The organism is Opitutia bacterium ISCC 52, from assembly GCA_014529675.2.
Taxonomy (GTDB): Bacteria; Verrucomicrobiota; Verrucomicrobiia; order Opitutales; family UBA2995; genus UBA2995.
Map to the genome: position 1 here is coordinate 4,732,535 of CP076040.1, position 12,151 is coordinate 4,744,685.

General features: G+C 48.4%; 12 protein-coding genes. 8 read left to right on the forward strand and 4 right to left on the reverse strand.

Annotated features, from left to right (window positions below; genetic code table 11):
• Position 1 precedes the first annotated feature (1 nt).
• A complete protein-coding gene (locus GA003_20465) occupies positions 2 to 1,051 on the reverse strand; it encodes an RNA polymerase sigma factor RpoD/SigA (protein ID QXD28337.1) in 1,050 nt (349 codons plus the stop codon).
• 29 nt (positions 1,052 to 1,080) lie between these two features.
• Positions 1,081 to 2,931: a glutamine--fructose-6-phosphate transaminase (isomerizing) gene (glmS, locus tag GA003_20470; protein ID QXD28338.1), complete on the reverse strand. Its 1,851-nt coding sequence runs from the start codon at positions 2,929 to 2,931 to the stop codon at positions 1,081 to 1,083.
• A gap of 72 nt (positions 2,932 to 3,003) precedes the next feature.
• Here glmS and GA003_20475 point away from each other — a divergent pair, with 72 nt between their 5' ends.
• The 4 genes from GA003_20475 to GA003_20490 are packed head-to-tail and all read left to right on the forward strand — an operon-like array spanning position 3,004 to position 5,133.
• Positions 3,004 to 4,284: a glucose-1-phosphate adenylyltransferase gene (locus tag GA003_20475; protein ID QXD28339.1), complete on the forward strand. Its 1,281-nt coding sequence runs from the start codon at positions 3,004 to 3,006 to the stop codon at positions 4,282 to 4,284.
• 1 nt (position 4,285) lies between these two features.
• Positions 4,286 to 4,480, forward strand: coding sequence for a hypothetical protein (locus tag GA003_20480; GenBank protein ID QXD28340.1), 195 nt, complete (start codon positions 4,286 to 4,288; stop codon positions 4,478 to 4,480).
• A gap of 5 nt (positions 4,481 to 4,485) precedes the next feature.
• Positions 4,486 to 4,923 (forward strand): universal stress protein, encoded by a 438-nt coding sequence (locus GA003_20485; GenBank protein QXD28341.1) that lies wholly within the window; start codon positions 4,486 to 4,488, stop codon positions 4,921 to 4,923.
• A gap of 3 nt (positions 4,924 to 4,926) precedes the next feature.
• Positions 4,927 to 5,133, forward strand: a complete 207-nt coding sequence (locus GA003_20490) for a universal stress protein (GenBank protein QXD28342.1) — start codon at positions 4,927 to 4,929, stop codon at positions 5,131 to 5,133.
• Here GA003_20490 and lgt read toward each other — a convergent pair whose 3' ends face one another.
• Both lgt and GA003_20500 read right to left on the reverse strand, forming a co-directional pair.
• On the reverse strand, positions 5,134 to 5,961 hold the full coding sequence (gene lgt / locus GA003_20495) for a prolipoprotein diacylglyceryl transferase (GenBank protein ID QXD28343.1): 828 nt from the start codon (positions 5,959 to 5,961) through the stop codon (positions 5,134 to 5,136).
• Positions 5,962 to 5,970: 9 nt separating this feature from the next.
• The gene (locus GA003_20500; protein ID QXD28344.1) at positions 5,971 to 7,056 is read right to left on the reverse strand and encodes a hemolysin family protein; all 1,086 of its coding nucleotides are present in this window, start codon (positions 7,054 to 7,056) and stop codon (positions 5,971 to 5,973) included.
• 372 nt (positions 7,057 to 7,428) lie between these two features.
• Between GA003_20500 and gcvT the strand changes: the two genes are divergently transcribed.
• The 4 genes from gcvT to secD all read left to right on the forward strand — a co-directional run bounded on the left by gcvT (position 7,429) and on the right by secD (position 12,148).
• Positions 7,429 to 8,529, forward strand: a complete 1,101-nt coding sequence (gcvT, locus tag GA003_20505; protein ID QXD28345.1) for a glycine cleavage system aminomethyltransferase GcvT — start codon at positions 7,429 to 7,431, stop codon at positions 8,527 to 8,529.
• A 20-nt stretch (positions 8,530 to 8,549) separates the two neighbouring features.
• The gene (gene gcvH / locus GA003_20510) at positions 8,550 to 8,936 is read left to right on the forward strand and encodes a glycine cleavage system protein GcvH (protein QXD28346.1); all 387 of its coding nucleotides are present in this window, start codon (positions 8,550 to 8,552) and stop codon (positions 8,934 to 8,936) included.
• A 298-nt stretch (positions 8,937 to 9,234) separates the two neighbouring features.
• A complete protein-coding gene (gene yajC / locus GA003_20515) occupies positions 9,235 to 9,561 on the forward strand; it encodes a preprotein translocase subunit YajC (protein ID QXD28347.1) in 327 nt (108 codons plus the stop codon).
• 31 nt (positions 9,562 to 9,592) lie between these two features.
• Positions 9,593 to 12,148, forward strand: coding sequence for a protein translocase subunit SecD (gene secD / locus GA003_20520; GenBank protein QXD28348.1), 2,556 nt, complete (start codon positions 9,593 to 9,595; stop codon positions 12,146 to 12,148).
• Positions 12,149 to 12,151: the final 3 nt, after the last annotated feature.

Genomic DNA, 12,151 nt, shown 5'->3' on the forward strand with positions numbered 1-12,151 from the left:
CTTATGCGTTCAATTGCGCCTCTTCCTGCTCTTTACGTTTCTCATCAAAAAAGTCTTTCAGGATACGCATGCGCGTTCGTTGCCGATTCTCTTCACGCACCTCTTCAGCAGTTCGCTGTGTTTCTTTGTCGGTCATCAGATTCCTCATCTTCTTGATGGCCATATTCTGGAGCTGGCGCACACGCTCGCGGGTAATATCGAAAATACTGCCGACTTCCTCCAACGTTTTGGGTGCATCTCCATCGAGACCAAACCGTAGGCGGATAATCTTCTCCTCACGCTCCTCCAATTGATGGAGCATGTCTGAAATGTCACTGGTGTATGATTTCTCTTTCAGATTTTCAAATGGGCTTAGTGCCTTCTCATCACCAATAAGATCAACAAACGAGGTTCCATCAGCTTCACCGACGGGAGCATCTAGTGATGCAGGGCGAACACTCACGCTTTTCAAATGTGCGACTTTGTTAACGGGGATCCCCAGCACAATGCTGACCTCTTCGTCGGTTGGCTCGCGCTCAAGCTCATCGGTCAATTGAGAAATTACGCGCCGCATCTTGGCAATTTTGTCTACAAGATGAACGGGTAGGCGAATCGCCTTACTCTGGTTGGCGAGTGCTCGTTTGATTGACTGCTTAATCCACCAAGCAGCGTAGGTGCTTAGTTTGGCGCCTCGATCTGGATCAAAGCGTTCAACCGCTTTTATCAGGCCGATATTTCCTTCGCTAATCAGATCGTTAATAGGCAGCCCGTAGTTGGAATAATCATTGGCGATCTTCACAACCAGACGAAGGTTTGCCCGGATCATCATATCTCTCGCCTGCTTATCACCTTTGGCGATACGTTTGGCCAACTTCACTTCCTGCTCTGGCGTGAGCAGGTCGATTTGACCAATCTCCTGTAGATAAAGCTTTATCCCGGATCTTTCTTCGGTCGTCGGTTCAACGGTGTTAGAAGTAGAATCGGGCACTTCTCTAGTGGGACTCACCGCCTGAATGTTCGGGGCGGGTGTATTTTCAAAAGAATCTTCTTCGTTGTCTTTATTCTGGGGCATAGGTGGATGGAGAAATAATGAGTAGGATGTTATTCCACCGTTACAGATTTTGCAAGATTCCTGGGTTTGTCCACATCGCATCCACGTTCGACGGCAATATGATAGCTCAATAATTGGACAGGGATGGATGCTAAAATGGGTGCCGCAACAGGGTGGCAATCGGGAATCACCATTTCGTCATCCGCCAGACCTTCAGGCATGGTGCAACTCTCAGAACGAACGACGATGAGCTGGCCCTTACGTGCTTTCACCTCCTGCATGTTGGAAATGACTTTGGACAGGGTATCGGGTTCAGTTGCGATAAACAAAGAGGGGCAATCTTCACTGATCAGCGCGATGGGCCCATGCTTCATCTCGGCTGCTGGATAACCTTCAGCGTGGATGTAAGAAATCTCCTTGAGTTTAAGAGCTCCTTCCAGAGCGATGGGAAACATGCTTAGGCGACCGAGGAAGAGGAAATCCTGTTTATGCACATATTTTTTGGCAATGTCATGTATGTCTTCGCTCAGCTGAACAATCTTTTCTACCAGGCTTGGGATTTGCTTCAATCCTTCGACCATTTCGACGCCGTCGTTGAAGCTCATGTCGCGTAGTCGGCCGAGGTAAAGGGCGAGCATGGAACCGATCATCAACTGTGATGTAAATGCTTTGGTGGATGCGACCCCTACTTCTGGCCCGGCGTGTTGGTAGATGCCTCCATCTGACTCGCGTGCGATAGTAGAGCCAACGCCGTTGGTGATTGCCAAGGTGGTATATCCCTTTCGCTTGGATTCACGCAAAGCGGCCAGGGTGTCGATCGTTTCACCAGACTGGCTGACCACCATGACCAAGGTATTTTTATCGAGAGGTGCGTTTCGATAACGAAACTCGGAAGCGTATTCTACCTCTACGGGGATGCGTGCGTATTTTTCGATGAGGAACTCGAGGGTCAAGCAGGCATGCCAAGCCGTTCCGCATGCACAGAGTAGTATGCGGTCGATTTGTCGGAGATCTTGCGGCGTGATGTTCAAACCACCAAATTTGGCGGTGCTACCATCCTGAGAGAATCGTCCACGCATCGCATTCTCCAGCGCAGTCGGTTGTTCAAAAATTTCCTTGAGCATGTAGTGCTCAAAATCTCCGAGGTCACCCTCCGATACATCCCAATCGACGGTGTTGATGACGGGCTTAATATCTTCAGAATCCAGGGTGGTAATAGAAAACTTGTTACCTTCGATGTGCACCATTTCTCCGTCGTTCATATATACTACATCGGGAGTCCGACTGACGAGGGCAGCCACGTCACTGGCGAGTAGAATCTCTTCTCGACCAACTCCTAGAATGAGTGGTGAACCATGACGTGCTCCAACCATCTCATTGGGGCAGTCGGCGCAAAGAGCGGCGAGTCCATAAGTACCTTCTACGTGAAGCAGAGCTTTTCGGACACTCGTGGCAAAACGACTTCCTTCTTCTGTTTCGGCCTCTTTTGCGTAGTGGTAAGCTATAAGGTTACAGAGTACCTCCGTGTCCGTTTCGGATGAAAAACTAAACCCTTTCGAACTGAGAAAATTCTTCAAGGTATTGTAGTTCTCAATCACCCCGTTGTGAACGAGCGTGATTTTGCCATCGGAGCTTAGGTGGGGGTGAGCATTTTCTTCTGTCACCTCGCCGTGAGTTGCCCAGCGAGTATGGCAAATGCCCAGGGGGGATTCGACCGGTGATTGGTTAATCGCACCGATCAGCTCTTTCACTCTACCCACGCGTTTTGTGACAGCGAGGTTACCGTCTTGTAAAACGGCTAGACCTGAGGAGTCATAGCCTCGGTATTCGAGACGTTTTAATCCTTCGAGGAGGATGCCGGCTGCGTTTTGATTACCTAAATATCCCACAATCCCGCACATTTTTTAATTGTCCTGATTTTGACTCTGAGGAAGATAGTGAGTCAGAAGGACTAGCCTTTAACAAACCAAATTATGACCCCAAAAGTACTCGCAGTAATCATGGGTGGCGGACGCGGAACGCGACTCTATCCACTTACAAAAGAACGGTGTAAACCGGCTGTTCCCTTAGCTGGAAAATATCGCTTGGTGGATATCCCAATCAGCAATTGCCTCAATTCCGGTCTCAATAGGATCTACGTCTTGACCCAGTTTAATACGGCTTCCTTGCATCGTCATATTTCTGAGTCTTACAAATTCGATCCTTTTGGTGGAGGTTTTGTGGATATTCTTGCTGCTCAACAAACCGAATCAGGCAATGACTGGTATCAGGGTACGGCGGATGCAGTGCGCCAGAACTTGGTCCACTTTGACGACTTTGATTTCGATTACCTCTTAATTCTTTCCGGTGACCAACTTTACCGCATGGAGTTTGAAAAATTAATCGCTGAGCACATTGAATCGGGTTCGGAAGTGACCATCGCTGCGAAAGCAATGCCTACGAGCCAGGTCGAGGGATTAGGTCTGATGCGAGTTGAGAACGATCAAACCATCACGGAGTTTGTCGAAAAACCAACGGATCCTGAGGTTATTGATGGATTGGCAATCAGTGAATCCCTGCAGTCCAAAGTGGACGGTGCTGGTGATGAAAAGCACTGTTTGGCATCCATGGGGATCTACCTATTTAGTCGCGAGCTGCTGTATAAGTCTCTCGACAACGATATGGATGATTTTGGCAAAGAGATCATCCCCGGTCTTTTGGGGAAATCTAAACTCAGGAGTTACATCTTTGACGGATACTGGGAAGATATCGGAACTGTGGGAGCGTTCTTTGAATCAAACCTATCGTTGGCGAGTGACCTTCCTCCTTTCAATTTCTTTGAGGCTAACTTCCCAGTTTACACACATGCTCGTTACTTACCGGCGTCCAAGGTCAATCGTTGCACGATCGATCATGCCATTGTTGCAGACGGTTGTATCATCCATGACGCAGAATTGAAAAACTGCTCCATTGGGGTGCGTTCTATTATCCTTGAAGGAACTGAAATGGAAAATGTCGTTATGATGGGTGGTGACTATTTCGAAACTCCAGAGGAGATAGAGGAAAACAAAGCTAAAGGGATTCCTCCACTTGGAGTGGGTTCCAATTGCACTATCAAAAATGCCATTATTGATAAAAGCGCACGCATTGGAAACAATGTGTCTCTGTCTCCTGAAGGGAAGGCGGATGAGACAGCAGGAAATGGTTATTATGTGCGAGATGGAGTAATAACGGTTCTAAAAGGTGCAATTATTCCAGATGGGACTATAGTGTAGTATGACAAAAATTCTTCTTTGTTCCGATGGCTCAGCTCACAGTCAAATTTGCTGCCAATATGGATCATGGATTTCGACCCAATTGGAGGACGCTGAGCTCGACATCCTCTACGTGAGTGACCTTAGGCAGTACGAAGTTCCATTGATGGCGGACTTGGGCGGAAGCTTGGGTGTGCAGCCTTATCAGGCCTCATAACCCAATTGGAAGAAATCGAGGAGACCAAAGCGAATGCCCTGCTTGGAGCGGCAATGACGATCTTCACTGAGGCTGGCCAAGAGGATCGAGTTAAGACTCACCATACAACGGGTTTGCTCGTGGATAGCCTGCGCGAGTTTGAGAGACCCTACGATTTAATCTTGCTTGGAAAGCGCGGTCTCAATTCAGAGTACGCACCGGAGCACATCGGCTCGACTGTTGAGCGAGTTGTTCGAGCTAGTCACAAGCCTTGTTTGGTCACTTCTCGGGAGTTTCATCCCGTCTCCAAAGTAGCCCTGGCCTATGATGGAGGGGAGAGCTGCTCAAGGGCGCTAGAGTACGTGAAGAGCTCTGGATTATCTAAGAACTTGGAGGTCCACATCATTACTGTCCCCGATGAAAAAGGGGAAGATTTTGCCCTCAAGCACTTAAGGGAAGCTTAGGATATGCTTTTGGAAGTCGGGATAAAGCCGGTTTGCCAGATGCTACCCGGATTAACCGAAGACGCTATTTCCAGCTATGTCGTGGAGAGTGACATCTCTATGATACTCATGGGAGCTTATGGACACAGCCGAATCAGGCAGTTGCTCATTGGTAGTACGACTACTGAAATGAACCGTAGGTGTCACATTCCTTTGATGCTGTTCCGGTGATTAGGGCGTGTGGGTTGCCGCACGTTTGCGTGCGAGCACGATAAATACAATCCCAACCAACAGCATCACCACAGAGTAAAACACGCCTCTACTTAATCCGAGGATGAGATCTGCGTCTGGTTCACGGAATTGCTCTCCGAAGATGCGTAAGATGGCGTAGAGAGTAAAGAATTCACCGCTAAGCTGCCCAGGTGCAAGCGTCGTGACTTTTGATTTCCAAAATCTCCACTGAAGAAAAACCAGTACAACCAGCCCTTCCAATAGGGCTTCATATAATTGGCTTGGGTGACGAGGGATACCGTAAGGAACTGCCTCCGGAAAAACCACTGCCCACTTTACGAGCGATTCAGTTCCCCAGAGCTCGCCGTTTATGAAGTTCGCGATTCGTCCAAATAAAACTCCAGCTGGCCCTAAGGTGACGATGATGTCTGCTACCTTCCAAAAGGCCTGCTTGTAATGAAATGCTAGGTAAGCAACCGCGGCTGTCAGGCCAACAATGCCTCCGTGGCTGGCCATGCCTCCCTTCCAGACGTAGAAAAATTGGATGGGGGAACGGAGCAAGGTTTCGAGATCGTAAAGAAGCATGTAGCCCAATCGCCCACCTGCCATAACACCTAAGATGAGGATCAAAAGAACGTTCTGCTGTTGGTCTTTATTGAAAGGGGACTTCTGTTTCTTGAAGTAGATCGACAGCAGCCATGCTGCTGTCACAAACCCCAGAACATAGGCGAAGCCGTACCAACGGATACCCGTGTTTTCTGAAAACTGGATGATAAATGGGCTCAGATCGTGAAGCCAATAATCCTTACCTTCGTAACTAACAGTCATGCGGGATAATCAGGAGGTCGTCTCCGTAGAGTCGGAGGAAGGTTTAGTCTTTAAACAGTTTTGATCATTCATCCGCTTTTGAGCTTCCTTGGCTCTGGCGAGCTCACGCATGTCCACCGCTACATCGTCTTTTTCAAAAATCTCCCGACCGAGTATGTGTTCGATGATGTCCTCCATCGTTACAACACCGGTCACAGATCCAAATTCATCCACCACAATGGCCATCTGTTGTTGTTTGGCGAGGAAGCTCTGAAGTGTGTCGGCACCGTTCGCTGTCTCCGGAACAAAGAGTGCGGTTTCCAGGATCTCCGTTAGCTTGGTATCGTGACCGTCATCGGCCATTATCTTGAGGAGATCTCGACGCCGAACAAAGCCCACGACGTTATCGATAGTCTCATTATAAACGGGGATTCGAGCAAAGGGGATGTTGTTCGTCTCTTTGAATACCTCACCAATGGTTTGGTTGTCTTCGAGTGCAAAGACCACAGTCCTTGGGGTCATGATATCGTCGATGGCCACGTCATCTAAAGTGAGCGCATTGGCGATAAAACTCGCCTCAGTACTCCGCAGCTTACCTTCCTTGGCTCCTTTCTCCGCCAGTAATTTGATTTCTTCCTCAGCTTCTTCGCTGGAAGTTTCCTGTTCTTTAACCAGCAGGCGGACAAAGCCGCGGGTAAAATAGGTAACCGGTTTCATCGTCCAGCGGATCAACCACAATGGGTAAACTGCAGCCGGCTGAATATAGACCCGGTAGGCCATACCCACATTCTTGGGAATGATTTCCGAGAATATCAGAATCAGGAAGGTCATCACTCCTGCAACGGCTCCTGCGGAAATAGATTGAAGGACCTCTGCAGCTAGCGTTCCGACCATGGATGCGCCTGCCGTGTTCGCGATGGTGTTCAGCGTTAAGATAGCCGAAAGGGTATCGTCGATTTCCCCTATGATTGCCCTGAAAATCTTACCTCTCTTACTGGACTTCTTCTGCATGGCCTCGACCTCGGCCGAGGTGGTGCAGAGGACCATGGCTTCGAGAACAGAGCAGAATGCAGAGATCCCGATGGTTAGTAATACTGCTACAACTAAAGCTGTCATGTCAGAGGAGACCCATTCTTCGAGCTTGTCGGAATTGAGTTGGGAACTCGCATTGGGGAATGCATTCTGTGTGGCTCGATCCTATTACCGAGGAGGCTTCCCGGGAAAGGGTCGTCGGAATCAGATTCTATGTGAAGGGTCTTCGCTTCGGGAATGTCCATTTGTTTCATTTCCCGATTCTGGATGTGATCAGGCGAAGGATTGGCCAGTTGTAGGCAAAAACTTTTCTCATTAGTTAAACCACAGTAGGGAAGTGATCGTGATTTTCAAGAGTAGCTTTGCGTCGGATGGTTGAGCTCGTACGAAATTTATTGAGCTCATGCCAACTTCGTCCTTTTGACTTTTGGTTTTGCTGCTTAAGGTGCGCCTTTTATGACCGACGAAGCCTTACAAAAGACCTCCCTTCACGCGTTCCATGTAGATCAAGGAGCTCGCATGGTTCCCTTCGGTGGCTGGGACATGCCCGTTCAATACAGTGGTATTCTTGCCGAGCACCTTGCGGTGCGCAATGAAGCGGGACTCTTTGATGTCAGTCACATGGGTGAAGCGACGGTCAACGGTCCTCAAGCTCGAGACTACCTGGATCACTTGGTCACGAACGATGTTAGCAAGATGACTCCGGGACGTGTTCTCTATACACCCATGTGCTATGAGTCTGGCACGGTGGTTGATGATCTCCTCATCTATTGTAAGTCAGACACAGACTTCCTACTCTGCATCAACGCGGGAAATACAGAGAAGGACATCGCATGGATGTTGGAACAATCGGCACCTTTCGATTGTGAGGTGAAGAACGTTTCTGCCGACTTTTGCCAGTTAGCTATCCAGGGTCCTAAGGCTGAAGCTGTTTTGCAGACGCTGGTTGAGACGGACCTCTCTGAAATCAAATACTACCATTTTGAAGAAGGGTCTATTTGTGGCGGGCCAGCTATTTTGAGCCGCACCGGTTACACCGGTGAAGCTGGATTCGAAGTCTATGCGGCGTGGGATCACGGTTCAGTTATTGCTCAAGCAATACTCGATGCAGGTGAGTCTATGGGGCTGGTGCCTGTCGGATTGGGTGCCAGGGATAGTCTAAGGTTAGAAGCTGGATTTCCTCTCTATGGTCACGAGATCAGTGACACCGCCACTCCGTATGAAGGGGGAATTGGATGGACTGTAAAATTGAAGAAATCTTCTGACTTTATCGGTAAGGATGCACTGGCAAAACAGAATGCTGATGGCATTCCCCGTCGTACCATTTTCTTTGTATTGAACGATCGGCGCATCGCTCGAGCTGGGGCCCAAGTATATGCTGGAGACGAATGGGTGGGTGAAGTTGTTTCAGGAACCAAATCGCCCGTTATCGATCAACCAATTGGTTCTGCCTTAATTAAATCCGATTTTGTCTCGTCAGAGAATTTGGAAGTCGATTTAAGAGGAACACGTTATGGCTTAACTGCTGTGAAAACTCCTATCCACAAAAACATCTAAAACATCCGCCTTCACACTCCATGAGCAATATCCCTGCTGACCTGAAATACTCCAAAGATCATGAATGGGTAAAACTTCTCGACGATGACGCAATTCTAGTGGGCATCACCGACTATGCCCAAACCAGCCTGGGTGATGTGACCTTTGTTGAACTTCCCGAGGAGGGAGACAGCTTTTCCAAAGGCGAAAGTTTCAGTGTAGTTGAGTCGGTAAAAGCCGCTTCTGACATTTACCTCCCCGTGGACGGCGAAGTGCTGGAAGTGAATTCTCCATTGGAGGACTCTCCTGAGCTGATCAACCAGGATCCATATGGTGATGGCTGGTTGGCAAAGTTCAAGGTGACCGATGCGTCGGGCCTGGCGGAGCTATTGAGTGCTGAAGATTACACTCCGCTGACGGCAGAGTAGGGAAAGTGTTACTGGCCGAAGAGGGCTTGTTTGTCCCTGATTCCTTGGGTTGAGGATCTGCACAAGCTCCAGATAGGTCGGATAATTGAGGTTTTTGGCGATACCCAATCACCGCACATGTCTTCAATTGAGAAGCTACAGTTTCCCGAACGATCGAAACCATACCATTTTCAGGCCTTTTTTGCGCTCCAGGCGGTCAATTTTGGGTTTTGTAGGTGTTGTCAAATCAACGGGTTAATGACTTGCCTTTCTAAAAACACTTTTCTTGAGTAGCCCGTTAAATTTTACGGAATCAATTATGGATACAGCGCTTAACAATCTTTACTTCACACATTTTGCCCAGGCATCGGGTGGGCCAGGAATGGAAATGATTTTCATGTGGTTTCTCATTCTGGGGGCGATGTGGTTTTTCCTAGTAGCTCCTCAGAGGAAAAAACAGAAACAACATGCGAAATTGATCGAAGAACTGACGACTGGAGATGAGATCGTGACTGCTTCTGGCATCTACGGCACTATCACCAATGTGAAGGATGATCGTTTTGTCGTGCGGATCGCTGAAAGCACCAAAGTTGAGATCCAAAAAAGTTTTATTCAGGGCAAAATCGACTCTGAAACTTCTAAGTAGCCCTATTTAACCAAACTTTTTTTCGGTAACTATGAATGGTAGTACCCTTTGGAAACTTGTTCTCTCCGCACTCGTAGTATTCGTTGCGGTTCTTTATCTTATTCCTTATGAAGACACGCCTTTTAAGGATTACATTCTTGAGGAATGTAACCAGGACCAGGCGTTCATCGATCTGGTGAATGAATCTGAAACAGCCTACGAGAACGACGAGGCATACAGCATTTACGCAGGACTGAAAAATATCGGTCTGGAGCGGGACATCGATCTGTCGCAGTATTTCCCCAATTTGATTTTGGAGACCAGCTTGCGCAATACGGAACGTCGCAACCAGGTTCTGCTTGATGAATTGCTCAAGCGCTCTAAGGCAAGACTGCAACCGGGCCTTGATTTGAAAGGTGGGGTGGTATTTGTCTACGAGCTGAGTATCGATCCCGAGGCTTCTCAATATCAGCAAGAGGGTGACATCTCGAAAGCGATTGATATCCTAAGCAAACGTATCAACTCCTTGGGAATGACTGAGCCTGTCATCCGTACGACAGGTAATAATCGCATCGAAATCCAGCTGCCGGGTGTATCTACCACTGAGAATCCTGAGATTACAGACTTCATCAGTAAGCCAGCTCGACTCGAGTTTCGCCAAGTTCATCGTTCTCAGACTCCCAGCGGTCCGAATGATCGGAATGCTCCCGTTGGTTACGAAGTGAAGGCCCTCGATCGAGAGGACAATGCGACGGGTGCCATTACAACGAGTTACCTCTATGTTAAACGAATTCCCGATATCAAAGGAGAGGCCATAGATTCGGCTCGTGCCGCGATTGCTGAATTCGGTGGTTTTGAAATTCTCATGGACTTTACGTCCGAAGGGGGAAATCAGTTTGAGCAACTTACTCGTGAAATTGCCAACGATAACCAGCAGACAAACACCTTAGGCCTTTTAGCCATCACGCTTGATGGAGAGCTACTTACCGCACCGAGTGTACGAGCTGCCATTCCTGGAGGATCTGCACGCATCACAGGTCAATTTACTCAACGTGAAGCAGAGCAGATTGCTAACGGATTGAATAATCCACTCGATGTGGAACTACGGATTGCAGAGATGTATGAGGTGGGGCCCACTATGGCCGAAGATTCTGTGAAGTCAGGTAAACAGGCTTTCATCATCGGTGCTGCCGTCGTGGTGCTCTTCATGTTGGTATACTACATGGTCGCAGGTATTGCGGCTCTGCTTTCTGTACTCTTTAACCTGATCATTGTTCTGGGAACTCTTTCGAGCCTGGGGGCGACCGTCACCCTGCCAGGGGTCGCGGCCTTGGTCCTCACCGTCGGTATGGCTGTGGATGCCAATATCCTGATTTACGAACGGATACGCGAGGAGCTTAGAGCCGGCAAGACGCTGAAAAACTCATTGTTGGGTGGATTTGAAAAAGCCTTCTCCACCATTGTGGATGCCAACGTCACGACCTTGATTACGGCCTTCATCCTGATTCAGTTTGGAACCGGACCGGTAAAAGGATTTGGTGTTACTCTCGCTGTCGGTATCGGTGCAACCATGTTTGGCGCGCTGATCATCAGTCGCGTATTACTGGATCTGCTGATCAACACCGAGATCGTGAAGCGGATGCTCACTGTCTCCTTATTTAAAGAGAAGACAACGATCCCATTCCTTAATTACCGTAAGTATGCGTTTGTTAGTTCCTGGCTGATTGTAGCGATTGGAATCGGTATGGCTGTTTATAAGGGTAACGATATCTATGGTATCGACTTCACAGGAGGAGACGAGATCTCCATGCACTTTAAACAAGAGCTAACGGTCGCTGAGGTAAATACGGTAGCCGCCGAGTTGGATATCACTGAAGTAGGTGTAACTATCCAAACACCCCTGGGTGCCAATACGGACCCGGTCTTGAAAATCGCTACTGCATTTGATCAGGGTGATATCCTATGGAAGGCGCTTGAATCGAAATTTTCTGACCGTGGCCTGGATCTTTTGGGAACCAACCAAATCGGTCCCACCGTGGGTAAGGAGATTCAGTTCAATGCCTTCCTCTCCATTGGAATCGCACTCGTGTGTATCCTTTTATACGTAGGTCTCCGATTCGAAGTTGGTTTTGGCGTGGGCGCTGTGGTCGCTACGGTGCACGACTTGTTCATGACGATTGGTATTTTCGTACTGTTCGACAATCAGTTCTCAGCACCGATGGTCGCTGCTCTGCTGATGATCGTCGGTTACTCCTTGAATGATACGATTGTAGTATTTGACCGTATTCGTGAGGAGCTGGATCTGAATCCAGGCCTTAAACTGAATCAGGTCGTAAATCTTGCGATCAATCGCACCTTGTCTCGAACGGTGCTTACGTCTTTGACCACCTTATTGGTGACGGTGTCTCTGTTGGTATTCGGAACAGGAGTTATCCGTGATTTTGCCTTCACTTTTGTGGTGGGTATCTTGACCGGAACTTTTTCATCTATCTTCATTGCAAGCCCCGTCTTCTATTGGTGGCACAAGGGTGACCGTCGTCACGTTGAATCTCATTTTGACGTCCTGCCCAAGTATGAGTGGGAGGCCGGTAGTAAGGAAAAGAGTTAAGGA

Bases quoted from the DNA above. Each gene is read 5' to 3' on its own strand.
- gcvT (QXD28345.1), top strand. From the start codon at position 7,429: ATGACCGACGAAGCCTTACAAAAGACCTCCCTTCACGCGTTCCATGTA.
- GA003_20465 (QXD28337.1), bottom strand. From the start codon at position 1,051: ATGCCCCAGAATAAAGACAACGAAGAAGATTCTTTTGAAAATACACCC.
- yajC (QXD28347.1), top strand. From the start codon at position 9,235: ATGGATACAGCGCTTAACAATCTTTACTTCACACATTTTGCCCAGGCA.
- GA003_20490 (QXD28342.1), top strand. From the start codon at position 4,927: ATGCTTTTGGAAGTCGGGATAAAGCCGGTTTGCCAGATGCTACCCGGA.
- lgt (QXD28343.1), bottom strand. From the start codon at position 5,961: ATGACTGTTAGTTACGAAGGTAAGGATTATTGGCTTCACGATCTGAGC.
- GA003_20480 (QXD28340.1), top strand. From the start codon at position 4,286: ATGACAAAAATTCTTCTTTGTTCCGATGGCTCAGCTCACAGTCAAATT.
- GA003_20500 (QXD28344.1), bottom strand. From the start codon at position 7,056: ATGACAGCTTTAGTTGTAGCAGTATTACTAACCATCGGGATCTCTGCA.
- glmS (QXD28338.1), bottom strand. From the start codon at position 2,931: ATGTGCGGGATTGTGGGATATTTAGGTAATCAAAACGCAGCCGGCATC.
- GA003_20475 (QXD28339.1), top strand. From the start codon at position 3,004: ATGACCCCAAAAGTACTCGCAGTAATCATGGGTGGCGGACGCGGAACG.
- secD (QXD28348.1), top strand. From the start codon at position 9,593: ATGAATGGTAGTACCCTTTGGAAACTTGTTCTCTCCGCACTCGTAGTA.
- gcvH (QXD28346.1), top strand. From the start codon at position 8,550: ATGAGCAATATCCCTGCTGACCTGAAATACTCCAAAGATCATGAATGG.